General features: G+C 63.2%; 28 protein-coding genes and 1 tRNA gene. 8 read left to right on the top strand and 21 right to left on the bottom strand.

Annotated features, from left to right (window positions below; all coding sequences use genetic code 11):
- Nucleotides 1-278: 278 nt before the first annotated feature.
- The 3 genes from B3446_RS13545 to B3446_RS13535 form a co-directional block, all read right to left on the bottom strand.
- Nucleotides 279-605, bottom strand: coding sequence for a hypothetical protein (locus B3446_RS13545; RefSeq protein ID WP_291381785.1), 327 nt, complete (start codon nt 603-605; stop codon nt 279-281).
- A 122-nt stretch (nt 606-727) separates the two neighbouring features.
- A complete protein-coding gene (locus B3446_RS13540; RefSeq protein ID WP_291381783.1) occupies nt 728-1,606 on the bottom strand; it encodes an N-formylglutamate amidohydrolase in 879 nt (292 codons plus the stop codon).
- 2 nt (nt 1,607-1,608) lie between these two features.
- A complete protein-coding gene (locus B3446_RS13535; RefSeq protein ID WP_291381781.1) occupies nt 1,609-2,598 on the bottom strand; it encodes a Bug family tripartite tricarboxylate transporter substrate binding protein in 990 nt (329 codons plus the stop codon).
- Nucleotides 2,599-2,703: 105 nt separating this feature from the next.
- Here B3446_RS13535 and B3446_RS13530 point away from each other — a divergent pair, with 105 nt between their 5' ends.
- A complete protein-coding gene (locus B3446_RS13530; RefSeq protein WP_291381779.1) occupies nt 2,704-3,639 on the top strand; it encodes a LysR substrate-binding domain-containing protein in 936 nt (311 codons plus the stop codon).
- Between the two features lie 120 nt (nt 3,640-3,759).
- On the opposite strand, the gene B3446_RS13525 is transcribed toward B3446_RS13530, so the two are convergent.
- The 6 genes from B3446_RS13525 to B3446_RS13500 form a co-directional block, all read right to left on the bottom strand.
- Complete coding sequence (locus B3446_RS13525) at nt 3,760-3,975, bottom strand: hypothetical protein (RefSeq protein ID WP_006388022.1); 216 nt, start codon at nt 3,973-3,975, stop codon at nt 3,760-3,762.
- Between the two features lie 99 nt (nt 3,976-4,074).
- A complete protein-coding gene (locus B3446_RS13520) occupies nt 4,075-5,181 on the bottom strand; it encodes an AGE family epimerase/isomerase (protein ID WP_291381775.1) in 1,107 nt (368 codons plus the stop codon).
- Nucleotides 5,182-5,328: 147 nt separating this feature from the next.
- On the bottom strand, nt 5,329-5,541 hold the full coding sequence (locus B3446_RS13515) for a hypothetical protein (RefSeq protein ID WP_006218759.1): 213 nt from the start codon (nt 5,539-5,541) through the stop codon (nt 5,329-5,331).
- A gap of 326 nt (nt 5,542-5,867) precedes the next feature.
- Complete coding sequence (locus B3446_RS13510; protein WP_291381747.1) at nt 5,868-6,092, bottom strand: hypothetical protein; 225 nt, start codon at nt 6,090-6,092, stop codon at nt 5,868-5,870.
- 72 nt (nt 6,093-6,164) lie between these two features.
- Nucleotides 6,165-6,911 (bottom strand): sulfite exporter TauE/SafE family protein, encoded by a 747-nt coding sequence (locus B3446_RS13505; protein ID WP_175124036.1) that lies wholly within the window; start codon nt 6,909-6,911, stop codon nt 6,165-6,167.
- A gap of 63 nt (nt 6,912-6,974) precedes the next feature.
- Nucleotides 6,975-7,886: a DMT family transporter gene (locus tag B3446_RS13500; protein WP_175124035.1), complete on the bottom strand. Its 912-nt coding sequence runs from the start codon at nt 7,884-7,886 to the stop codon at nt 6,975-6,977.
- A 160-nt stretch (nt 7,887-8,046) separates the two neighbouring features.
- On the opposite strand from B3446_RS13500, the gene B3446_RS13495 reads away from it, so the two are divergent.
- Both B3446_RS13495 and B3446_RS13490 read left to right on the top strand, forming a co-directional pair.
- Entirely contained in the window at nt 8,047-8,517 is a 471-nt protein-coding gene (locus B3446_RS13495) for an Lrp/AsnC family transcriptional regulator (RefSeq protein WP_006226939.1), read from the top strand.
- 125 nt (nt 8,518-8,642) lie between these two features.
- Entirely contained in the window at nt 8,643-8,876 is a 234-nt protein-coding gene (locus B3446_RS13490; RefSeq protein ID WP_175124034.1) for a hypothetical protein, read from the top strand.
- Between the two features lie 96 nt (nt 8,877-8,972).
- Here the strand turns inward: B3446_RS13490 and B3446_RS13485 are convergent, their stop codons facing one another.
- Nucleotides 8,973-9,569 carry a BPSL1445 family SYLF domain-containing lipoprotein gene (locus B3446_RS13485; RefSeq protein ID WP_175124033.1) on the bottom strand — a complete coding sequence of 199 codons (597 nt, stop codon included), beginning with the start codon at nt 9,567-9,569 and terminating at the stop codon, nt 8,973-8,975.
- A gap of 100 nt (nt 9,570-9,669) precedes the next feature.
- On the bottom strand, nt 9,670-9,864 hold the full coding sequence (locus B3446_RS13480; protein WP_291381741.1) for a hypothetical protein: 195 nt from the start codon (nt 9,862-9,864) through the stop codon (nt 9,670-9,672).
- A gap of 248 nt (nt 9,865-10,112) precedes the next feature.
- Between B3446_RS13480 and B3446_RS13475 the strand changes: the two genes are divergently transcribed.
- Nucleotides 10,113-11,066 (top strand): succinylglutamate desuccinylase/aspartoacylase domain-containing protein, encoded by a 954-nt coding sequence (locus B3446_RS13475; RefSeq protein WP_291381739.1) that lies wholly within the window; start codon nt 10,113-10,115, stop codon nt 11,064-11,066.
- Between the two features lie 39 nt (nt 11,067-11,105).
- On the opposite strand, the gene B3446_RS13470 is transcribed toward B3446_RS13475, so the two are convergent.
- Both B3446_RS13470 and B3446_RS13465 read right to left on the bottom strand, forming a co-directional pair.
- Entirely contained in the window at nt 11,106-11,540 is a 435-nt protein-coding gene (locus B3446_RS13470) for a GNAT family acetyltransferase (RefSeq protein ID WP_291381737.1), read from the bottom strand.
- A gap of 259 nt (nt 11,541-11,799) precedes the next feature.
- Nucleotides 11,800-12,714: a PhzF family phenazine biosynthesis protein gene (locus B3446_RS13465; protein ID WP_291381734.1), complete on the bottom strand. Its 915-nt coding sequence runs from the start codon at nt 12,712-12,714 to the stop codon at nt 11,800-11,802.
- 250 nt (nt 12,715-12,964) lie between these two features.
- On the opposite strand from B3446_RS13465, the gene B3446_RS13460 reads away from it, so the two are divergent.
- The 3 genes from B3446_RS13460 (at nt 12,965) to B3446_RS13450 (ending at nt 15,247) form a co-directional block, all read left to right on the top strand.
- Nucleotides 12,965-13,207, top strand: a complete 243-nt coding sequence (locus B3446_RS13460) for a CrpP-related protein (protein WP_291381732.1) — start codon at nt 12,965-12,967, stop codon at nt 13,205-13,207.
- 164 nt (nt 13,208-13,371) lie between these two features.
- Nucleotides 13,372-13,596: a CrpP-related protein gene (locus B3446_RS13455; protein WP_175124027.1), complete on the top strand. Its 225-nt coding sequence runs from the start codon at nt 13,372-13,374 to the stop codon at nt 13,594-13,596.
- Nucleotides 13,597-13,975: 379 nt separating this feature from the next.
- Nucleotides 13,976-15,247 carry a putative Na+/H+ antiporter gene (locus B3446_RS13450; protein ID WP_291381730.1) on the top strand — a complete coding sequence of 424 codons (1,272 nt, stop codon included), beginning with the start codon at nt 13,976-13,978 and terminating at the stop codon, nt 15,245-15,247.
- 187 nt (nt 15,248-15,434) lie between these two features.
- Here B3446_RS13450 and B3446_RS13445 read toward each other — a convergent pair.
- Nucleotides 15,435-15,511, bottom strand: a tRNA-Pro gene (locus B3446_RS13445).
- Nucleotides 15,512-15,540: 29 nt separating this feature from the next.
- Here B3446_RS13445 and B3446_RS13440 point away from each other — a divergent pair.
- Nucleotides 15,541-15,723 carry a hypothetical protein gene (locus B3446_RS13440; RefSeq protein WP_291381728.1) on the top strand — a complete coding sequence of 61 codons (183 nt, stop codon included), beginning with the start codon at nt 15,541-15,543 and terminating at the stop codon, nt 15,721-15,723.
- Nucleotides 15,724-15,767: 44 nt separating this feature from the next.
- On the opposite strand, the gene B3446_RS13435 is transcribed toward B3446_RS13440, so the two are convergent.
- The 7 genes from B3446_RS13435 to B3446_RS13405 form a co-directional block, all read right to left on the bottom strand.
- Entirely contained in the window at nt 15,768-16,202 is a 435-nt protein-coding gene (locus tag B3446_RS13435) for a MerR family transcriptional regulator (RefSeq protein WP_291381726.1), read from the bottom strand.
- A gap of 58 nt (nt 16,203-16,260) precedes the next feature.
- A complete protein-coding gene (locus B3446_RS13430) occupies nt 16,261-16,599 on the bottom strand; it encodes an integration host factor subunit alpha (RefSeq protein ID WP_082579019.1) in 339 nt (112 codons plus the stop codon).
- A gap of 2 nt (nt 16,600-16,601) precedes the next feature.
- Nucleotides 16,602-19,019, bottom strand: a complete 2,418-nt coding sequence (gene pheT / locus B3446_RS13425) for a phenylalanine--tRNA ligase subunit beta (RefSeq protein WP_291381722.1) — start codon at nt 19,017-19,019, stop codon at nt 16,602-16,604.
- 13 nt (nt 19,020-19,032) lie between these two features.
- Nucleotides 19,033-20,055: a phenylalanine--tRNA ligase subunit alpha gene (gene pheS, locus B3446_RS13420; protein ID WP_175124022.1), complete on the bottom strand. Its 1,023-nt coding sequence runs from the start codon at nt 20,053-20,055 to the stop codon at nt 19,033-19,035.
- 77 nt (nt 20,056-20,132) lie between these two features.
- Entirely contained in the window at nt 20,133-20,492 is a 360-nt protein-coding gene (gene rplT, locus B3446_RS13415; protein ID WP_006218741.1) for a 50S ribosomal protein L20, read from the bottom strand.
- Nucleotides 20,493-20,509: 17 nt separating this feature from the next.
- A complete protein-coding gene (gene rpmI / locus B3446_RS13410; protein WP_008159912.1) occupies nt 20,510-20,707 on the bottom strand; it encodes a 50S ribosomal protein L35 in 198 nt (65 codons plus the stop codon).
- A gap of 264 nt (nt 20,708-20,971) precedes the next feature.
- On the bottom strand, nt 20,972-21,764 hold a 793-nt coding region (locus tag B3446_RS13405; RefSeq protein WP_291381699.1), incomplete at its 5' end, for an ATP-binding protein.

Raw genomic sequence — 21,764 nt, 5'->3', positions numbered from 1 at the left:
GCGGCCAAGCTCGCGGCGCCGGCCGCGCGCAACAGCGCGCGGCGAGAGATCCCGTGCGCCGCAGCGGCGCGCGAATGGACTTTCGTATTCATCAACCTTCCTTTTGAGAGACCCAGAATGGCGACGATTGCCAGGGAGCATCATCGGCCTGGGCTCAGGCGTTCGACAAATACAAAGTCGGGATAACAATATGGGAGCGGGCCCCGGCGCGTGCACGTCTAATCGTGCAGCGACTCGTGCGACGGCTCGTGCGACGGCTCGGGAAACGACGCGAGAAACTACTCAGGCAACGGGTCCGGCACGCCGTCCGCATCAACGGACTTCACGCGGTCCAGCGCGTTGCGCGCAGCCGACATCGCTTCGATCGTGCTGCGAAAACGCCGGCTTACGAAGATCTCGAACGCCAGGCTTTCGGGCTCCAGCGCGGCCTGCTCGGCGGCGGGCTCAGCATCTTCGACGCTTGTCGCCGCTGCGGCAGTGTTCGCAGGCGGGGCAGCCTTCACGGGCAGACGCCGCGTCTCCAGAAACGCACGCGGAGGGATGCGCCCCTCGGGCTGGGTCGCATACGCGACCACTGAAAATCCATTGATGATCTTCTCGGACATTGCGGTTTCCTTGGGCGCGTTCATGCGGGCGCACCGACACGTTGCACAACGGCCTGCGGCAAGGAAACTTAAGGGCGACACCACCGCAAAATGCCGGTCCGCGCGCCGTTATGCAAGCGACACTATTTTGTCGACGCGATCGCCTGTGCGCGTACCCGTACGAAGGCCGCCACCTGCTCCAGCACGTCCGACAGATCCGCGCGCAGCGAATCGAAGCCGGCATTGCGTTCGCGCGTTGCCTCGTCCATGTAAAGCGGACGCCGGATCTCGACTTGCAGGCTGTGCCGGTTCAACGCTGGCTGGCCGATCTGCGCGATGAGTTGCACGCCCTTGTACGGATCGTTGCGCGCCACGGTGTAGCCCTTGTCGCGCAGCGCCGTCTCGATCAATGCAATGAACTCGGGCTCGCACGTCGTGCCGTCCCGATCGCCCAGCACAAAGTCCGCGAGGGGATGCTCGCTGTGCCGTCCAAGCCGCTCGTAGGCATCGTTCGGCATGGAATGCAGATTGAGGTGCCACACGGCGCCAAAACGTTCCTCGACGTGCCGGATCGCCTTGGCCAGCGCCGCGTGATAAGGCTCGTAGTACGCCCGGATCCGATGGCGCACCTGCGCCAGCGTCAGCTTGCGGTCATAGATCGGCGTGGCCTTGTCCATGCGCCGCCAGATCAGGCCCTTGCCCAGCCGCGTCTTCTCGCCGGGATCCAGCGGTTCGGGCCACGGCTCGGCCAGCAGTTCCGGATCCAGATCCTGCAAGGTGCGATTCGGGTCGATGTAGACGCGCGGGAAATTGGCCGCCACCAGCGTGGCGCCCAGTGCGGGCGCCGCCGACCACAACGCGTCCACGTGCGTGTCCTCGCCCTGGCGCAACTGCGCCAGCGTGGCCGAGGCCCCGAAATCGTCGGGATAACGCTCGCCGCTATGCGGCGAATCACAGACCAGCGGCAACGCGGGGCCGATGGGTTCATGAACGGAAACAGCGGGGAAGTCGGCGGTCGTCATCGTCAATCAGCCTGGATGTTGGCGGTCTTGGCCACTTTTGCATAGCGGGCCAAAGCCTGGTCGATCTGCACCTGGAATTCTTGCGGCGTCGTGGGCATCAGCGTACCACCCACGTCTTCGGCCTTCTTGCGGAATTCCGGGTCTTCCATCGCCACGCGAACGGCCTTGTTCAGACGCTCCACCACCGCTTGCGGGGTGCCGGCAGGCGCCACCAGACCGAACCAGCCGCCCGTGCCCATGTCGGGATAGCCAAGTTCGATATACGTGGGCACGTCGGGCAGCAACGGCGAACGTTCGGCGCCTAGCACGGCCAGCGGACGCAGCTTGCCGCCCAGCACCTGCGGCAACGTCGACGACAGATTGTCCGTGATCGCATCCACTTGCCCGCCCATCACGTCGTTCAACGCCGGACCCGCGCCCCGGTAAGGCACGTGCAGCAGCTTGATGCCGGACAGCATCATGAAATTCTCGATGTTCACGTGTCCCAGCGAGCCCACGCCCGGCGACGCGAAGCTGTAGCGCTCGGGCGCGCCTTTGGCCAGCGCCACGAAGTCAGCCATGTTCCTGGCCGGAATGTTCGGATTGATCGCAAAGATGCTCGGCACGGCCAGCACATTGGCCACCGGCACGAAATCCTTGACGGGGTCATAGTTCATCTTGCGGAACACGGCCGGATTCGACCCGTGCGTGCTCATGGTCGCCATGCCGATGGTGTAGCCGTCCGGCGTCGACCGCGCCACCTGTTCCATGCCCAGCGATCCGCCGGCGCCAGCCTTGTTCTCGACCACGATGGTCTGCTTCAGATCACGCCCTGCGTACTCAGCCACCAGGCGGGCCACGATGTCCGTCGAACCGCCCGCGGCGAACGGCACCACCAGCTTGATCGGACGCGCGGGATAGTCGGCGGCATGCGCGATACCGCAGAAGGACAACGTGGCAAACATGCCGGCGAGCGCAAAGCGCGCGGACCGGCCAAAAAGACGGCGGGACATGAGGCGACTCCTGGGTTGTTGTTCTGAAGGCCGCCAGTGTCCAAACTTTACGATCCCCTTTCAAACGACTATATTGCACTCCTTCATTACCAAAGATCATGCTAGATGCGTCTGCATTCGCCGTCGATGTCCGAGCTGCATGCCTTCGTGACGGCGGCCAGGCTGGGCAGCTTCACGCAGGCTGCGCAAGTGCTGTGCGTCACGCAGGGTGCCATCAGCCGTGCCATCTCGCGCCTGGAGGCGCACTTCGGCCAGCCCCTCATGCACAGAAATGCGCACGGCCTCACGCTGACCGAGACCGGCCGCAAGCTCTACGATGGCGCTCAGGCGCCGCTGCAGGCGATCGAAACGCTCAGCACGGAATTACGCGCCGACGACCGGCGGCTGCGCTTGACGCTTTCTTCTGTTCCGACGCTGGCCAGCGCGTGGCTTGTGCCGCGCCTGCCGGACTTCCACCAGCGCCACCCCGACATCCAGCTCGGCTTCTCGGCTTACCGCCGCAACGAAGATTTTTCCGGCGCCACGCCGGATGCCAGCATCCTGTCCGGCACGCCGGCGCAGTGGCCCAACTGGCACGCGGACTACGTCATCGGTCGCGAGATGGTGGTGATCTGCCATCCGGAGCGACTGGCGAAACGTCACGCCCAGGGCTTGTGGAGCACGCCGCAGGGGTTGCTGGGCGAGCCGCTGCTGTTTCACACCAACGGCCAGGAAAACTGGTCGCAATGGTTCAGCGCGGCTGGCGTACCGCGCGGCAGCGTCGTGCTGTCGAACGGGTTTGATCAGGTATCCATCCTGATACGCGCGGTGATGGCCGACATGGGCATCGCGGTGCTGCAACGCTGCCTGGTCCGGGACGAACTGCAGGCCGGCCGTGTCGCCGCGCCCTTTCCGGAACTGGTCATCCGCATCGACCGCGGTTATCACCTGTGCGCTCCCGCACAGCGGCGCGATCACTACGCCCTCGCCTGTTTCCGCCAATGGCTGCTGGAGACCGCCAGCCGCGATCCCGATGTCATGGCGGCGCGCGCCCCTTCTTGAAGGACCCGTGCATCGCGCCGCGCCGGCTATCGTCCTTACCTTTCCGTACGCCGAATTCCGCCCCAAAAGCAACGGGCCCCATAAAGGGGCCCGTGTCGTACGAGTGCCGGTGAAATCCGATCAGGGCGCGAGCTTGAAGCCCAGATCCACGCCCCATTTGTCGGTCTCGCGCAGCCATTTCGCGCCGCAATTCAGGCAGCGGAAGTGGTCTTCGCGGCTTTCCTCCCGGCCTTTCTGCGTTGGGTTGGTAAATCCTTGATGTCCCAGGTGCGAATGCGGCGCTACGCCTGCAAGTCCTGGATTAATGCGTTGGCAAGCCAAACACATAACGCTCATTGATGCTTCCCCACAAACAGTGTTAGCAAATTGTAAGGGATTTCACCAATGTCTTTCTATTAAATCGCCTTCATAGGGGAAACTAAATTGTTAACGTGATTAGCAAACAACGTTTTGTAACGCCGCCAAACATGTTGCTAGGTGATAGGGGGATGTGGAGGGCATGTCCGCGCGTATCACGTTTCCGTTTGTATCCAGGCATTCGTTCCAGCCTGCGGCATGCAGGAAGCGGCTGCGGAAATTTGCCAGCGCCGGTTGCAGCGCGGGTAGATCGCCCATCACCGCCAGGGCCCTCAGATATTCCGTCTGCGCCCAGATTCGGCGGGTATCGTCCGCAACCTTGCCGGACTCGTCCAGCGAGGCGAGCACGCCCGCCGCATCGACGCCATGATCACGCGACCACTGCACTGCGCGCGGCAGGGACTCTACAAGGTCCAGACCTTCGAACACCTGCGCCGACTCGTGCACGAGAGACAGCCATTCGAATTGATGGCCGGGTTCCAGCCGGTTTGCAGCGCTGCCCTGCAACGCTTCCGATATGCATTGCGTCGGCGCATGCACGAAGAACTGACTGATGCCTTGCGCCAGTTCGCGCAGTTGCTGCGCAAACCAGGCGGGCTCGGCAACCTGCGCCGCCGCCAGATAGGCTTCGGTCAAATGCATCATCGGATTCTGCGCCGGCGGTTTCAGCGGCTGCGAGAAGTCCGCGCTGAGCGCCGCGTGATACAGCGAATCGGTGGTCTTGAAACGCGCCTCGATCGTGCGCGCCGTGGCCAGCATCAGTTTGCGCGCCTGCGCGTTGCGGCTACGCCGGAAATAGGCGGAAGCGGCCAGCACGATGAACGCGTGCGTGTACAGATCCTGCGTATCGTCCAGCGGCTGACCCGCCGCGTTGACGCTGTATCGCCAACCGCCGTGCTCGTCCTGGAACACGCGCCGCAGGGATTCGAACAACCGGTCCGCGTGCTGCGCAGCCGCCTCGCCGGGTGCCTGCGCAAAAACATACAACTGGCGCGCACAAGCCATCGCGCGATAACGCGATGGTGGCAACGGTTCACCGCTGGCGGAATTCAGAGATTCGTAAGGCAGGCCGAGCGTTTCGTTGAAACCGCGGCCCAGCCACATGGGCAACACGACCGAATCAAAATGCGCCCGCAGCGCGCGGATATCATCCGCTAGAGAGGAATTGGTCTGTGCGGCAGTCATCTTGGAACGACGCTTACCCGACGAGGGCCCCAGGTTTTGGAGCAGCAACGATAACCGAAATCGTCGTCGCCATCTCGAAGGTATGCGCCACGTGCTCATGCACACACAGACCGGTCGTGCCGATCAGCTCCGTCCAGGGTACAAGCCCTATCGGAAGATATTTTCCTCTACCCAGTTTTGCGCGAAGATTTCCGCGCGATCACGTGCTTCGTCCAACGAAGCGCAGTTGCCCAAGTGGGAAAACGCGGCATCCACTTCGGTGCCGCCCTCAGCCGTAACCGTCAGCAGTACGCCATATCCGCCGGTATCCATGGCCGCTGTGGAAACGTCGATCAGTACTTCCTGGTCACGATGCTGCATGTGCTACCTCCCAGTCGGTTACCTAAACGCGCGAACCACGCGTGACGTGCAACAGGACAAAATCACCTGCGCAAAACAATAGACCTGCATCCGTCACGCAAAGTTCATCTTACTGGTCGGACGCAGGGTGGGATACGTCCGAAAGATGTCAATTCCCACATTCCGTCTCAGGATATGCCTTGCCGCACTGTAGGGATGGCATCCCGCACGAAATACTGCGAAAACATTCGCAACCATGCAGTACTTTGCTGCGGCTGTTCGAATGACGGATTTGGCGAACTGCGTAATCGGGCGATTGTCGTACCGCCGCGAAGACCGCAAATGGCTTAGCGCAAATGGATGGCGCCCGGCTCTTCCATACGCAGCGAGAGCCTGCCCTTGTCGGTGACGATCCAGCGGCCATCGGCGCCGGATTCAATGCAGCGCAAGGTTTCCAGCGCCTGCGCGACGTGCGCGGGCACTTCGGTCTGGACCGCGCCGGGCTCGTTGTTGTCGGCCACGACGCGTAGCCAATGTCCCAGTTCGCCCTTTTCGAAACGATGCAATGCCATGCGTGATTCTCTCTTGAATTTGTCAACGATAGCATGGCCGTCAAGCCCTTTCCGCCCCTCAGGCGGAGGCACTCAGGCCAGCAGGCGGGGCACTGACGACGCAAGCAACGCGATGCCGGATATCGTCAACAAGCCCAGCACCACACGGCGAAACGCGACGTCGCTGATGCCCACATAGACACGCGTGCCCCATATCGTCGGCACCAGCATTGCGGGCACAATCAGTGCAAACAGCGGCAACATGTCGCGCGTGACGACACCGGTCAGTACATAACTGGCCATCGTCACCGCCAGCATCGATAAATTGAAGTTCTGGATCACCGCGCGCTGCACATCGCGATCGAAGCCGCGCAAGGTGCACCACAGCGTGGGAATCACGCCGGTGAAACCGCCCAACCCGCCCATGACGCCGCCGATCGCGCCGGCCACGCCATCGGCCACCTTGCCGCCCACCGTGATGCGCGGCATGCGCGCGGCGAACAGCATGATCGGACACCAGATGGCGAGCAGTCCGCCGATGAAGGCCTTGAACACCACCGGGTCCAGATGCGGCAGCACTTTCACGCCGAGCGGAATGCCGAGCAATCCGCCGACAACGAACGGCAGCAGATGCGCCATGGCAAAGCCGCGGCGCACAGTGAAAGCCGCCAGCAACTGCCCGGTCAATGCGCCGAACACGGCCATCGCCGCAGCAAGCCGCGGGTCAATGGTCCAGGCCCAGAACGACATGGCCACCATGCCGAAGCCAAAGCCCGACAGGCCTTGCACAAAGCCCGCGGCCATTGCCCCCAGTACGACCACTACATATAACGAGTCCATATCTGCAGCGCGTTCCGCATCACCGGCCGGGACCATTTCCGGCGCACGCCATTCTAGTGCGTTCTAGGACGGACGCAGCGCAAGCGGCCGCCGCAGACGCGTGGCCAGCGCGGAAGCCGCGACGCTGGCGGCGATCAGCGCAAGTCCAAGCGCCAGGTCTGCCGAGATGCGTTCGTGGAACACGACGGACGACACGATCAAACCGATCACCGGCACGCACAGCATCGCGATGGAGGTCGCGGCCGGCGGCAGCTTCTGCGTCATGCCCAGCACGACGATGAACGTCAGCGCCGTGGCAAGCGGCCCGGTGTACAGGATCAGCGGCCAGGCTTGCGCATCGCCCAGAAAGGTCGGCGCGCCGTCGCGCAGCCATGCCAGCGCGGCAAGCGGGATCGTGGCCATCGCGGTTTGCCAGGGAATCATGTCGGCGCCGAGCCGCACATGGCGGTTGGCGCGCAACTGGATGATGTTGCAGGCCCAGGCAAACGACGCGCCCAACAGCATCACCAGACCGATGACGGTATGCGCCTGCCATGGGCTGAATGCGGGCGCGACGATGACGCCGATGCCCGCGTAGCTGAGCGCCGTCGCCAGCCATTGGCCCATTGAGAGGCGTTCCTTCAAGATCATCGATGACAAGGGAATCACCCAGATGGATGTCGCATAGGCAATGACGGAGGCGCGGCCAGGCGCCACGTATTGAAGGGCCCAAAGTGCCAACGCCGTGAACGCGCCCATCTGCAGCAATGCCACGCCCGCCACCAGCGGCCATTCCTGACGCGTAGGCAAGCGCAGGCGCCCCAGCGCCGCAAGCACCAGCACGCTGATCAGCGCGGCGGATCCGAATCGGCTGGCGGCCAGCCACAACGGGCTCATGTGCGCAAGCCCCAGCTTCATGACGGGCCAATTTCCGCCCCAGATGGCAACCGCACCCGCGAGCGGGAGGAACTTGCGAAGACTTCCGTGCTGACTCATTACCACCCTGCTCTGCCGCCGATTATTCTGCATTTCGGCCTTATGACCGAAGGACGGAACAGTCTATAGGGTAAACCCCAGCATTTTTAACCGCTTTCTTCGTCGATACCCGGCATACTCAGCACAGATGCACTGCCAACCTGCCGCTTGAAGGTCACTTATGCCGGAAATCAACCTGGATGCCACCGACATCCGCATCCTGAATGAACTTCAACGCGACGCTCGGCTCACTAACGTTGAGCTCGCCGCGCGCGTAAACCTGTCTGCATCGCCGTGCCTGGCGCGCGTGCGGCGACTGGAAACCGAAGGCCTCATCGATCGGCGCGTCACGCTGCTGAATGCGCGCAAACTGGGTCTGAAGGTCAACGTCTTCATCCAGATCTCGCTGGACAAGCAGCGCAAGGCCGCGCTCGACGTGTTTGAACGCGAGATCGCGGTGCTGCCCGAAATCATGGAGTGCTACCTGATGTCCGGCGACGCCGACTACCTGATCCGTGCGCTCGTGCCGGATGTCGATGCGCTGGAACGATTGATCGTCGAACACATCACACGCATCCCCGGCGTGGCCAGCATCCGTTCCAGCTTTGCCCTCAAGCAGGTGCTCTACACCACCGCCGTGCCGCTTGCCTGACGCCGCATTTCGTATCCATCCGGCGCTTGCGGGATTGCGGGGGCCGGCCCACAATGAAAACGCATGACGCCGGCTTTTCCTGATCGGCGTCAGCATCCCTCCCATCGCTTAGCAAGGAGCAAACCATGCCCGAAACCGAATGGTTCCCCGGCAATTCGCTACCCGATCGTCAGGGTTACTTTGAAGTGGAGTTCGCCAGCGGCGAAACCGAAATCACGCGCTATGGCATGTTGGGCTGGGAGCCCGAAGAAGAGCGCGGCCACATCCTGCGCTGGCGCGGGCTGGATCCGCACATCGAGCAAGCCGAGATCGAGCGCGAAGCAGCCCTGCGCAACAACAGCGACAACGTGATCGGCTGAACGGCCGGCACACCTCGCGGGGCGGGTCCAACCTGCCCCGCATAAAACAAAACGCCGCGGAAGAATCCGCGGCGTTTTGACTGGGCGCTTGTCCGATCAGCGATCGAGCTTCGAGATCTTCGTGCCCGCGAGCGACACGCCCGCCATCAGGCCACCGTTGTTCATCACAAAGCCCACCACCGGTTGCTGAGCCGTGTTGGTGTCGATGCGGCCATTGGCGCCGATGTTGACCACCGCCACCGTGGCGTCCGCGCCAACGGTCCAGCCGCTGCTGTTGCGGAACTTGTTCAAGGCATCATCCGTCATGAACAGCAGGATCATCGCCTTCGATTGCGCGCCGGCCTGGAAGCCGATCGAGCCCGCGGTCGTGCTGTAGTAGCCGGCATTCTGCCCGCCCACGCGCAGCACGCCCTTGCCATGTTCGGCGCCCACGATGAAGCTGCCGCTCAGCACGTCCGGAAACACCAGCACGCCCTTGGCGCGCGCCACCAGATCCTTGGACTGGGGAGCCGCTTCATAAAGCTTGGCGAGGGTCGCGTTGGCCGCGCTGTTCATCGACTGCCGCTGCTCGGACGTCGAGGCGGCCGGCGACTTGCTAGGCGTGGTCGTCGTGCAACCCGCAAAAACGAGACCGGCGGCGCCAATCGCGATCGCCATGCCGGTGCGGCGCAGAACAGGAAAAGTGTCGAACATGGAGCTCTCCTTTTGTTGTCATACAGGGACAACTGTACCGGGCATTCCAGATCCGACAAGTCAGACGAATGTGATAAACGAAACAAAACACTAGCGAGCGCTAGAGAATTCCGTAGCGGGGTTCACCGGTGTACTCGTCCACGGACAGGATGCCGGAGAGCACCAGTTCGGCATGGCGCCGTGCACTGACGGGATCGTTGAAGGTCACGAAGCGGGGCAGCGACCAGCGCCGCGCAACGGTCTCGTTGCCGTTGCGGCTCACAAGTATTTCAATAGCCAACACGCCGGTATTCAAGTCCACGACTTCGCACTGAACTTGAAAACCATTGATATGACGCTGTGGCCACCCACTCATGCTGCACCTATGAAATCCGACTGCCCGGCCGCAATATGCCCCAAAGAAAAACGCTTGGAAAGCTAAGTTTTTTAGGGGTAAAAACGTACTAATCCTCCTAGTGCTGAGGCATCTTGAAGATCGCGAAAATGCGATCAAAACCGCTGTTTTCTCCCCTTGCCTTCAACATCCACCTTCAACCAACTCTCATGACCATACCTGCCTTCGAACCTGATACCGCTCCGCTGGAAGTCCTGCCGCGTGACCTCTCTGCCTACCGCGAGGGCAACACCGGCATTCCCTACGTGCACCGCTTCGAATCGGGCAAGCCCGGGCCGCACGTGCTCATCAACGCCATCACGCACGGCAACGAGATCTGTGGCATGGTGGCCGCCACCCATCTGCTAGACACCGGCGTACGCCCGAAGATCGGCACACTGACAGTCAGCTTTGCCCACGTCGAGGCCTACGAGGCCTTCGACATCGACCGGCCTTACGACAATCGCCAGCTCGTCCACAACCTGAATCGCATCTGGTCCGCCGCCATGCTCGACGGCGCGGAAGACAGCCCCGAACTGCGCCGTGCCCGCGAAATGCGGCCCATCCTGGATGCCGCCGACTTCGTGCTGGACATCCATTCCACGCGCGCGCCCGTGCAACCGTTCTGGGTTTACAACGAGATGGACCGCAACACCGCGCTGGCCGCGGCTGTCGGCTCACCGCAGGTCCATCTGGTCATGCCGCAAGACAAGTTTCCGGGCACCGGCGTCATGGGCTACGGCCATCACGGCGATCCGCTGTCGAACAGTGGCGGCGCGCTCGTCGTCGAATGCGGCCAGCATTTCGCCCGCTCGGCCGCCGAGCTCGCCACCGACGTCACCCTGCGCTTTCTGGCGCATCTGGGTCTCATCGACACCCCGGCCGGCACGCCGCCCCCGCCCACGCCGCAACGCTATCGCCTGCTGGAGGTCCACATGGTGAAGTCCGAAGACTTCACCTTCACGCGACCCGTGATCGGCTTCGAGACCTTCGACAAGGACGAGCTGATCGCCATGAACGGCACGGAAGAAATCCGCTCCCCGTGCGATGCGTGCACGATCTTCATGCCCACGCGCATGCCGATCGTCGGACGCGAAGCCGTGTATTTGACGCAGGCGATTTGAGGCCGATGATTCGAGGCGGGTATTTCGTACCCGCCATCTTCAAAGATCCGGAATCAGACGCTTGCCCATGCTGACCACCGCGTCCTCCTGAAACCCCAGGCTGTCGTAGAAACGCTTTACCGCGATGTTGTCCGAACGGATCAGCAGATTGATTTTCGGACATCCCATCTCCAGCAGCTTGCGCTCCACGGCCCGCATCAGCGCCGTGGCGAACTGACGCCGCCGATGGGTGGGAGATACGGCCAGATAGTTGATCCAGCCGCGGTGCCCGTCGTAGCCGCCCATCAGCGTCGCCACGATCTCGCCGCCCAGCACACCCACCAGAAACAGATCGGACTGCACCGTCAACTTGCGCGCGATGTCCTTGCGCGGATCGTTCCACGGACGCGTCAACCCGCAGGCATGCCACAGCGCGATAAGCGCCGTCTCGTCGGTCGGATGAAAAGGCCGGATGGCGAGGTCTTGATGAGACATGCTTCATTCCTTGTGATGAAAGAATGAAGGCCTTGCGACACGCCTCGGCGGTGGAAATACGGCAAACAAAAAAGCCACGAGGGTATCGTGGCCTTCTGGAATAAGCGCCGGGAAAATCGGCGCCCGAACACGGCTAGCCACTCAACGTAGACGTCGAGTGATTCGTCGGAAATCTGCGCGCGTTGCGGCAGCGATATGCGATGTGTTCATGCGCAGCAGCATACACGAGGCCGTGTTGCGCCGGCAACGCGCGCCGACGTCAGTCCGCCACGGGTGCGGGCAGCGTGCCTTCCATCACCACCACGGCCTGCCCCGCCACGCTTGCCCATACGCCGTCCTCGCGCGGTTCGGCATGCGCCAGCAGCAAGCTTGCGCGCCCCATGTCCACGCCCTGCCCCACCCGCAACCGCAGAACGCCATTGCCCGCCAGCGATGCCCGCAGCGCCGTGACCGCGGCTGTCGCGCTACCCGTGGCGGGATCTTCGGTCATCCGGCCGGTGAGCATGCGCGCCTGGATATCGGTGGGCGCGTCCATCGCTTCGCCCGCCGTGTCGGTGGTGTAGACATAGATGGACTTTGCGCCGAGCTGCGGCATCAGGGCCGCGTAACCGCCCGAGTCCGGCACCGCGCGCCGCAACGCGTCGCGGCTGGCAAGCTGCACCACCAGAAACGGCAGGCCCACCGACGCCACCATCGGTGCGTGCATCGACACGTCAATGTCCGCGGCATCCAGCCGCAGCGCGCTTGCCACCGCATCCAACGGCGCCTCGCTGCCGCGCGACAGCGGCTGCGGCGCGCGCAGCTCCGCGCCCTGCAGCCCGTCTTCGCCATACGCCAACGCAATCCGCACCAGGCCAGCTTCTTCTTCAAATACGAAGTCTTGCGGCGCGGACAGCCCTGCCGCGATCTGCTCGCGCGCCAGCACGACGGCCGTGCCGACATTCGGGTGACCGGCAAACGGCACCTCGCGATCCGGCGTGAAGATGCGCACACGCGCCGTGTGGGCGCGGTCTTGCGGCGGCATCACGAAGCTGGTTTCGGAATAATTGAACTCGCGCGCGATCATCTGCATCTGGCGGGTGTCCAGCCCCTGCGCGTCCAATACAACAGCCAGCGGATTGCCTTGATAGGCATGGCCGGTGAACACATCGGCGGTGACATAGCGGTAGCGCATCCAAACATCCTCAAGATCCGCCTGAAGCCGGCGGGAAGCAGGAATTGTGTGTGCCGCAGGGCGGTCGCGAAAGGCACAGAGCCGAGAAATTGCGCGCATAACAGACGAGGCGCAGGGTGTCCGTGGACGCTCACATGCGCGGCCCGCATGACACCCGCACCGCCTCGGTTGATGCGCCCAGACTATTGAAAATCGCAGATGCCTACGGAATACTTTGCGTCCCGTGCATCTACTTTTGGAGGGTATTGCCATGCAACGCGAAGACATCCAAAAGCTGGGCGCTCAAGCGGCCCGCGACGGATTGAGCTTGTGGGACTGCCCGTATTACCGGGCCGCCGCCATGCCGGGTCACACCGGCGAATCGATTTCGCAATGGCGCGGAAAAGTCGAGGCCTGGGAAGCCGGATGGATGGAAGCCACCGGCGGCGGCCAGGCCCCACCCGGCATCCGGACACGTTATGTGCCGCGCGCCATGTCGCTGCTGGTCATTTGATGCAGTTAAAGGCGCCCCGGGAAACGGGGCGCATTGCATTGGCGACGCGGGGACGTTGGCGCATGCCTGATCCATCCCGCTATTTCTTCGCGTAACTTTTCTGGACACGAATCCTGATCGCGCTCATCTTTCGGCTTAGGACCTTTCCCTGCAGGAGGCGCAAAATGGATGACCCCGTCCACAAAGCCGGCCAGGAAGCCGCCCGATATGGCGTGCCGCTTTCCGCTTGCCCCCTCATGAAAGAAACCAACATGCCAGGCCATACGGGCGAATCGCTACCGATATGGCGCGCCAGACTGGCCTCGTGGGAAGCCGGCTGGCGCGAAGAAACCGAAGCCCGCCTCGCTGAACTGCAACGCCGCCGGCTGATACAACAATCGTTCGATTAAAGACGTCGCCGCAGGCATTGTGTCCGCCGCCGTCGGGAACGGGGTTTGCTACAGAACGAACACCGCAGCGGCGTGATTGTCTTTTAGATCAAGCAGAGGGCGGTAACGCACACTCCCTCCCTCTCGCCGCTGCGGCCCCTGCTCCAGTCCGCAAGCAGTCGCTTACAAATCTTCAGGTCCGCAAACCCCAAAAATGGTGTTCGATTGATTGAGCACGGTGGCGGTCGGACTGGAGGCCCATGAGTTTCAAAATCGACCTCTCGAATTGCACTGTCCGTTCACTTCAGTTTGATACACTGCCTGACTGGGTGTCAGGCGTATTCCTTCGCGCTGGCAGGTCAAAGCGCTGGTCGGGCCGCCGCGCGGAACCCCCACGTCCATGCAGACCAGCACCACCCATGCCCTCGACATTGCGGCCGCCATCATTTTTGCGCTGGCGCTGATCCACACTTTCACCGTCAAGCAGTTCGAGCGGCTATCGCACCGCTACCCTCGCCACGCCGGTTTGTTCCATCTTCTTGGCGAAGTCGAAATCGTCTTCGGCTTTTGGGCGTTTGTGCTGCTTATCATCATGGCGATGGCCGCGGGCGGCGCAGAAGCGCTCGCGTACGCCGAGTCTCGCAATTACACCGAACCGCTGTTTGTATTTGTCGTCATGGTAGTGGCGGCGTCCCGCCCGGTGCTCCAGACTGTCATGGCCGCAGTCAACTTCATCGCCAGGAACGTGCCCTTCCACACCTCCGTCGCGACGGCGTGGCTGGGCCTGGCCGCGGTACCGCTGATGGGATCGCTGATTACGGAACCGGCCGCCATGACAATCGCTGCGCTGATGCTGGCGCCGCAGCTGTTCCGACCTGCAATTCCCGTTGTTCCCAAGTACTTCGCGCTTGGCGTGCTATTCGTCAACATCTCGATCGGGGGAACCTTGACGGCCTATGCCGCCCCTCCCGTCTTGATGGTGGCCGCAACCTGGCAATGGGATTCCGCATTCATGCTGGCAACCTTCGGCTGGAAAGCCGCGATTGCCGTCATCGTGAACGCCACTGTTGCGACACTCATCGTGCGCAAGTATCTGCTGCAATTGCCGACTGAAAGCGTAGGCCGATCGGAACGGCCGCCCGTGCCGCTCTCCGTTGTTCTGGTCCATCTGGCCGTGCTGGCGGCGGTCGTGGCACTAGCGCACCACCCTGTCGCGTTCCTAGGCCTCTTCCTGCTGTTCCTGGGTTACACCCAGGCATACGAGCGGCATCAGAATCCGCTGATCATCAAAGAAGCGTTGCTCGTTGGGTTCTTCCTGGCTGGTCTGGTCATCCTGGGAGGCATGCAGGGCTGGTGGCTGCAGCCCATCGTCTCGAGCCTGGAACCGCTCGCGTTGTTCTTCGGATCTCTGTCGCTCACCGCGATCACCGACAATGCCGCGTTGACCTACCTGGGTTCGTTGATCGATGGCATATCCGACGAATCGAAATACATGCTCGTGTCGGGCGCGGTTGCGGGCGGCGGCCTGACGGTTATTGCGAACGCGCCGAATCCTGCGGGTGTGGCTTTGCTGAAACGCGGATTCTCGGACGAGACGATCAGCGTTGGCGGACTGTTGCTGGGTGCGTTGGGGCCCACAGCCGTTGCGGCTGGCGCATTGCTGTTTTTGTAGGCTGTGTAGAAAGGGCCAGCACGAAATGCACGTGCACCACGAAACGCACGTGCACCACGAAGCGCGCGTACACCACGAAGCGCGCGTGCACCACGCCATTTGGGGAACCTGGCTAGATGCAAGAACCTGAAGGCCCGCAAAATGAGAAAGGCCGTCAGTGATTTCTCACTGACGGCCTTGGAACTACTGGTCGGGACGGCGGGATTCGAACTCGCGACCCCTTGCACCCCATGCAAGTGCGCTACCAGGCTGCGCTACGCCCCGAAAGAAAAAGAGTATAGCAGAACTAAAAAATGTTTGCACGCATTGGTGCAAAAAAAGTGCTGAATACTCGAAAAAATTTTTGCGCTTTGCGTGCGCCGTTCGCAAGACTGCGTGTGATGAACCGGCGCGCACGAAGCGCAATGCACTACGGCAAGGCATTACGTTGTGCAGGGCGCGCGGCCATGAAGGCCATCGCGCGCTGCGGGTACTGATATCAAGCTTTGGATTTCAAGCGAAGAACCGCGGTGACAGCGGTTCAGGCGGCAGGCGCCGTGTGCGTCGTGCTGCTGGCAGCGGGCGCAGTGGCCGCGGTGCCCAATGCGTCGGCGAGCATCGCGGACACGTTGCCGAGTTCATTGCGCAACGACTGCATCTCGGTGCCCGACAGGCGCACGGCGGCGTCCTGATCGTGCGGCACGTCGCGCGCGTCGCCCAAGCGATTGCGCGCGCCGCTGATGGTGAAGCCTTGTTCGTAAAGCAACGAACGGATGCGGCGGATGAGCAGCACTTCGTGATGCTGGTAGTAGCGGCGGTTGCCGCGGCGCTTCACGGGCTTGAGCTGCGTGAATTCCTGTTCCCAGTACCGCAAGACATGAGGCTTGACGCCACACAGGTCGCTGACTTCGCCGATGGTGAAGTAACGCTTGGCGGGAATGGGCGGTAGGGTAACGGTGGATTCAGTACGTGTCATAAGCGGATTTTATGCGCGCGATGCGTGGGGCGCCGATAACAATTACCGACAAAGCGTATCACTCCGCGGCCTCCGGTGCTGCGGGAACGGCCTGCTCCACCACGCTCTTGAGTTTCTGGCTGGCGTGGAACGTGACCACGCGCCGCGCCGCGATGGGAATGGTTTCTCCGGTCTTGGGGTTGCGGCCAGGGCGCGGCGGTTTGTCGCGCACCTGGAAGTTGCCGAAACCCGAGAGCTTGACGGAATCACCGCGCGCCAGGGCGTCGCGGATTTCCTCGAAGAACGTATCGACGATGTCCTTGGCTTCGCGCTTGTTCAGGCCGACCCGCTCGAAGAGCAGTTCGGCCAGCTCAGCCTTGGTGAGGGTGCGTTGCTCGGCAAGCATACTGGTCCCCATGTTCAGCCACGTTGGCGCGCGCCGTGCGCGGCAACCAGGGCTTCCTTGATGCGCGCAAGGCAATCCGCCACGCGGGCTTCGTCCAAAGTGACCTCAGTGTCCTGTAGCCAGAAACGGAACGCAAGGCTTTTCTCGGCGACAGGCTCGCTGCCTTGCGCCTTGTCACGCCACACGTCGAACACGCGCGCATCCTGCACGACAGCCAGTTGCGCGTCGGCCTTGACGGCTGCGGCAACGGTGTCAAGCATGGACTGTACGGTCACGTCCTCGTCGACCCACAGCGCCAGGTCGCGCACCACCACGGGCTGGCGCGAGAGCTCGCGCACCTGCGGCAATTCGCCTTCGGACAATGCGTCCACGTCCAGTTCAAACACCACCGGCGCGTGCGCCAGGTCTGCCTGCTGCGCCCAGCGCGGATGCAGTTCGCCGATCCAGCCGACCTGCTTGCCGTCGAGCATGACGCGCGCGCCACGGCCGGGATGCAGGGCGGGATGCGCCGCTGCCTCGAAACGCAGGCGGCGGCCGCGTGCGCCGAACAGCGACTCGACGTCCATCTTCACGTCGAAGAAATCGACGTGGCGCGTGGGTACGCCCCACTGCTCTTCCACTGCCGGGCCCCATGCGGCGCCCGCGAGCTTCATGGGCTGGCGCACGCCGGCCACTTGCAGCGGACCGTCTTGGGCCGAGGCATCGCGGAAAAACACGCGGCCCAGTTCGAACAGGCGCACGCGCGACTGCTTGCGGTTGGCGTTGTGGCGGATGTTGGCGACCAGGCCGCCGATCAGGCTGGAACGCATGACCGACAGATGGCTGGCGATCGGATTCACGAGGCGCACGGGGTTGTCGTTGCCCGCGAAATCGCGTTCCCAGTCGGCTTCGACGAAGCTGTAGTTGACGACTTCCTGGTAGTCCTGGGCAGCCGTCAGGCGGCGCAGCGCATGCGCGCCGCGGCGCACTTCGGGCTGCGAGAACATCTTGGCGCGCGCCATCGGCGGCACGTCGGGAATGCTTTCGAAGCCGTAGATGCGAGCCACTTCCTCGATCAGGTCTTCTTCGATTTCCAGGTCGAAACGGAACGACGGCGGGTTGACGATGAAGTCGTCGCCTTCGACCGAGTAGTCCAGGCCCAGGCTGCCGAAGATCGTGGCGACCTGCTCGCGCGTGACCGGCACGCCGAGTACGCGATGGCAGCGCGCCAGGCGCATGCGCACCGGCGGACGCTGGGGCAGATTGACGATCTGGTCGTCGATGGGGCCGACCTGGCCGCCGCAGATGTCGACGATGAGGCGGGTGATGAATTCAATGTGCTCGGGAATGCTGGCGTAGTCGACGCCGCGTTCGAAGCGGTGGCTGGCTTCGGAGCTGAATTTGAAGCGGCGCGCGCGGCCGGCAATGGCTTGCGGCCACCAGAACGCGGCTTCGAGATAGATGTTCTGCGTGTCCAGCGTCACCGAGGTAGCTTCGCCGCCCATGATGCCGGCCAGGCTTTCGACCTGCTCGCCAGCGACGACCACACCGACCTTCGGGTCCAGCGTCACGGTCTGGCCGTTCAGCAGTTCTAGCGTCTCGCCTTCACGCGCCCAGCGCACGGCGATGTCGCCGCCGATCTTGTCCAGATCGAACACATGCGACGGACGGCCCAGTTCGAGCATGACGTAGTTCGAGATATCGACCAGCGCGGACAGCGAGCGTTGGCCGGCGCGCTCGAGGCGCGTCTTCATCCATTCGGGCGTCGCCGCGCGGGCGTTCACGCCGCGGATGACGCGGCCGCCGAAACGGCCGCAGAGGTCGGGCGCCTCGATCTTGACGGGCAGGCGCTCGTCGAGCGAGACAGGCACGGCGGCCGCGGTGGGCACCGACAGCGGCGCGCCGGTCAGCGCGGCCACTTCACGCGCCACGCCCAGGATCGACAGGCAGTCGGCCCGGTTGGGCGTCAGTTTGAGCGTGAACAGCGTGTCGTCCAGATCCAGCGCTTCGCGGATGGATTGGCCGGGGACCATGTCGGCGGGCAGCTCGAGGAGCCCCGCGTGGTCTTGCGACAGACCCAGTTCGCGGGCCGAGCACAGCATGCCGGAAGACTGCACGCCGCGCATCTTGGCGACGCCGATCTTCATGCCGCCGGGCAATTCTGCGCCCACGCGGGCGAGCGGCACTTTCAGGCCGGCAGCGGCGTTGGGCGCGCCGCAGACGATCTGCAGGCGTTCGCCGGAGCCGTCGTCGACCTGGCAGACGCGCAGCTTGTCGGCGTCAGGGTGCGGCGCGATTTCGACGATGTGCGCGACGACCACGCCGGTGAATGCCGGAGCAGCGGGCTCGGTTTCTTCGACTTCCAGGCCGGCCATCGTGAGCCGGTGCGCGAGTTCATCGGTTGCGATCGGAGGATTGACCAGCGTACGCAGCCAGGATTCGGGAAATTGCATGATCAGCCGTCTGTTATTCGTTGAACTGGCGCAGGAAGCGCAAATCGCCTTCGTAGAACTGGCGCAGATCGTTGACGCCGTAGCGCAACATGGTCAAGCGCTCGAGCCCGGAGCCGAAGGCAAAGCCGATGTAGCGCTCGGGATCCAGCCCGAAGTTGCGCACCACCTGCGGATGCACCTGGCCGGATCCGGAGATCTCCAGCCAGCGGCCGCGGTTGGGACCCGAGGTGAACATCATGTCGATCTCGGCGGACGGTTCCGTGAACGGGAAGAACGACGGACGGAAACGCACGACCAGATCGTCGCTTTCAAAGAAGCAACGCAGGAAATCGGTGTACACGCCCTTCAGGTCGGCAAACGAGATGTCCTCGGCGATCCAGAGCCCTTCCACCTGGTGGAACATGGGCGAGTGCGTGGCGTCGCTGTCGACGCGGTAGGTGCGCCCCGGCGCGATGACCTTGATGGGCGGCTTGTTCATGCGGGCGTAACGCACCTGCATGGGGCTGGTGTGCGTGCGCAGCAGCAGCGGCAGGCCGTCCGCGTCGTTCATGTCGACGTAGAACGTGTCCTGCATGGAACGCGCCGGATGGTCCAGCGGGTTGTTCAAAGCGGTGAAATTGGTCCAGTCGTTTTCCACTTCGGGGCCGTCGGCCACATCGAAGCCAATGGAACGGAAGATCTCTTCCACACGTTCCCAGGTCCGGATCACCGGATGGATGCCGCCCGGCGCGCGACCGCGGCCCGGCAGAGTGACGTCAATGGTTTCGGATGCCAGACGGGCGTCCAGCTCCGCCTGCGCCAGTTCGGCGCGGCGCGAGTTCAGAAGTTCTTCGATCTTCTGCTTGGCCTGGTTGATTCGCGCGCCCGCTTCTCGCTTCTGCTCGGGATCGAGCTTGCCCAGGCCTTTGAGCAGCACCGTCAAGGCGCCTTCCTTGCCCAGGAAACGAGCTTTTGCGTTCTCAAGTGCGGCGGCGTCCGAGGCCGCGGCGAACCGTTCTTGCGCCTGGTCTACCAGGTCGTCAACCAATCGAGTCATGAAATCCAGCCTTCAAAACGCAAACGGGGCCATTACAGCCCCGTTTGCAGCGATGCGCGATGAGTTAAAGCGCGCGATCAGGCAGCCAAGGCAGCCTTGGCTTGCTGCACGATGGCGGCAAAGCCGGCCTTGTCGCGCACGGCCAGATCGGCCAGGACCTTACGGTCGAGTTCGATCGAAGCCTTCTTCAGGCCAGCGATGAACACGCTGTAGCTGACGCCATGCTCGCGGACGGCCGCGTTGATACGCGTGATCCACAGAGCGCGGAACGTGCGCTTCTTGTTACGACGGTCGCGGTAGGCGTATTGGCCAGCGCGCATGACTGCTTGCTTGGCAATACGGAACACATTACCGCGGCGGCCACGGTAACCCTTGGCGGCGGCAATGACTTTCTTGTGACGTGCGCGGGCAGTTACGCCGCGTTTGACGCGAGGCATAGTAGATCTCCCTTAGATCAAGCGAAAGGCATCATGGCCTTGACGGAGGCCACGTTGGAGTCATGAACCGCTGCAGAGCCGCGCAGTTGACGCTTGGCCTTGGTGGTCTTCTTGGTCAGGATGTGACGCTTGAACGCCTGACCACGCTTGATGGAGCCGCTGCCGCGCACCTTAAAGCGCTTGGAAGCGCTTTTCTTGGTTTTCATCTTGGGCATGATGATTCCCTAAACTAAAACACGCATTGTTGATTTACATGACGCCAGGTGCTTGACGCCAAAGACGCCAAAACTTGTAGACCTGTTGCCACTTCTGGGGGGGCGCAACCAACGACTTTTGAACTGCATCGTTGATTCGCGAATCTTTCCCGAAGGCGGACAAAATGCTACCCACATCCGGAAAAGCCTTTGATTATATGGTGATTTCCTGGACTTTGTCGAGTCGGAGAGTGCTCCGCGAACAACGGGGACGGGAGGCGGGGATCATACGCCTGTCCGCCGGTACTGCACCGCCTGCGCGACGTGGCTGGCCGCAAGCACGGTCTGGCCGCCCAGGTCCGCGATCGTGCGGGCCACACGGAGCGCGCGGTGCATGGCCCGGGCGGAGCCGGTCAGGCGCCGCATGGCTTGATGCAACAGGGCCTGCGCGTCGGCGTCCATGACGCAGAACTCGTCCAGCTCGGCCCCGGCCAGCGCCGCGTTGATCTTGCCCTGCCGGGCAAGCTGACGCTCGCGGCAACGGACGACGCGCTCCCGGACAGCCTGAGACGCTTCGCCCGGCGGCGCGGTCATCCAGGCGGGATCCGAGGGAGGAAGGGCAACATGCAGGTCGATCCGGTCAAGCAGCGGACCCGAGATTTTGCCCGCGTAGCGCGTTACCTGATCCGGCGTACAGGCGCACGCGCGCGCCGGATGGCCCCGCCAGCCGCAAGGACACGGATTCATTGCCGCGACCAGCTGAAAACGTGCGGGGAACTGCGCTGCGTGCAGCGCCCGGGAGATGACCACCCTGCCCGCTTCCAGCGGCTCTCGCAGCGCCTCGAGCGAGCGGCGGCTGAACTCGGGCAGTTCGTCGAGGAAGAGAACGCCGTGATGCGCCAGGCTGATTTCGCCGGGACGCGGCCGCCCGCCCCCGCCCACCAGCGCCGCCACCGACGCCGAATGATGCGGGGCCCGGAAAGGCGGCTGCCCGGTCAGCGCGTCGGGCATGCCGGCCATTGCCGCCACCGCCGCCGCTTCCAGCGCCTGGCTCCGCTCGAGCGGCGGCAGCAGGCCC

This window comes from Achromobacter sp. UBA5777 (genome assembly GCF_002418565.1).
Taxonomy (GTDB): Bacteria; Pseudomonadota; Gammaproteobacteria; order Burkholderiales; family Burkholderiaceae_B; genus Achromobacter; species Achromobacter animicus.
Note: the sequence above shows the minus strand (reverse complement) of the source record. Positions and strands in the feature narration are given on the sequence as shown.

Coding starts and splice junctions, on each gene's coding strand:
- pheT (WP_291381722.1), bottom strand. CDS start 19,019: ATGCAATTTCCCGAATCCTGGCTGCGTACGCTGGTCAATCCTCCGATC.
- B3446_RS13435 (WP_291381726.1), bottom strand. CDS start 16,202: ATGACACGTACTGAATCCACCGTTACCCTACCGCCCATTCCCGCCAAG.
- B3446_RS13455 (WP_175124027.1), top strand. CDS start 13,372: ATGGATGACCCCGTCCACAAAGCCGGCCAGGAAGCCGCCCGATATGGC.
- B3446_RS13460 (WP_291381732.1), top strand. CDS start 12,965: ATGCAACGCGAAGACATCCAAAAGCTGGGCGCTCAAGCGGCCCGCGAC.
- B3446_RS13535 (WP_291381781.1), bottom strand. CDS start 2,598: ATGTCCCGCCGTCTTTTTGGCCGGTCCGCGCGCTTTGCGCTCGCCGGC.
- B3446_RS13440 (WP_291381728.1), top strand. CDS start 15,541: ATGTTTGCACGCATTGGTGCAAAAAAAGTGCTGAATACTCGAAAAAAT.
- B3446_RS13505 (WP_175124036.1), bottom strand. CDS start 6,911: ATGGACTCGTTATATGTAGTGGTCGTACTGGGGGCAATGGCCGCGGGC.
- B3446_RS13520 (WP_291381775.1), bottom strand. CDS start 5,181: ATGACTGCCGCACAGACCAATTCCTCTCTAGCGGATGATATCCGCGCG.
- B3446_RS13470 (WP_291381737.1), bottom strand. CDS start 11,540: ATGTCTCATCAAGACCTCGCCATCCGGCCTTTTCATCCGACCGACGAG.
- B3446_RS13510 (WP_291381747.1), bottom strand. CDS start 6,092: ATGGCATTGCATCGTTTCGAAAAGGGCGAACTGGGACATTGGCTACGC.
- B3446_RS13475 (WP_291381739.1), top strand. CDS start 10,113: ATGACCATACCTGCCTTCGAACCTGATACCGCTCCGCTGGAAGTCCTG.
- B3446_RS13525 (WP_006388022.1), bottom strand. CDS start 3,975: ATGAGCGTTATGTGTTTGGCTTGCCAACGCATTAATCCAGGACTTGCA.
- B3446_RS13540 (WP_291381783.1), bottom strand. CDS start 1,606: ATGACGACCGCCGACTTCCCCGCTGTTTCCGTTCATGAACCCATCGGC.
- B3446_RS13515 (WP_006218759.1), bottom strand. CDS start 5,541: ATGCAGCATCGTGACCAGGAAGTACTGATCGACGTTTCCACAGCGGCC.
- rplT (WP_006218741.1), bottom strand. CDS start 20,492: ATGCCTCGCGTCAAACGCGGCGTAACTGCCCGCGCACGTCACAAGAAA.
- B3446_RS13530 (WP_291381779.1), top strand. CDS start 2,704: ATGCGTCTGCATTCGCCGTCGATGTCCGAGCTGCATGCCTTCGTGACG.
- B3446_RS13500 (WP_175124035.1), bottom strand. CDS start 7,886: ATGAGTCAGCACGGAAGTCTTCGCAAGTTCCTCCCGCTCGCGGGTGCG.
- B3446_RS13450 (WP_291381730.1), top strand. CDS start 13,976: ATGCAGACCAGCACCACCCATGCCCTCGACATTGCGGCCGCCATCATT.
- B3446_RS13430 (WP_082579019.1), bottom strand. CDS start 16,599: ATGGGGACCAGTATGCTTGCCGAGCAACGCACCCTCACCAAGGCTGAG.
- B3446_RS13485 (WP_175124033.1), bottom strand. CDS start 9,569: ATGTTCGACACTTTTCCTGTTCTGCGCCGCACCGGCATGGCGATCGCG.
- pheS (WP_175124022.1), bottom strand. CDS start 20,055: ATGACTCGATTGGTTGACGACCTGGTAGACCAGGCGCAAGAACGGTTC.
- rpmI (WP_008159912.1), bottom strand. CDS start 20,707: ATGCCCAAGATGAAAACCAAGAAAAGCGCTTCCAAGCGCTTTAAGGTG.
- B3446_RS13490 (WP_175124034.1), top strand. CDS start 8,643: ATGCCCGAAACCGAATGGTTCCCCGGCAATTCGCTACCCGATCGTCAG.
- B3446_RS13495 (WP_006226939.1), top strand. CDS start 8,047: ATGCCGGAAATCAACCTGGATGCCACCGACATCCGCATCCTGAATGAA.
- B3446_RS13465 (WP_291381734.1), bottom strand. CDS start 12,714: ATGCGCTACCGCTATGTCACCGCCGATGTGTTCACCGGCCATGCCTAT.
- B3446_RS13545 (WP_291381785.1), bottom strand. CDS start 605: ATGTCCGAGAAGATCATCAATGGATTTTCAGTGGTCGCGTATGCGACC.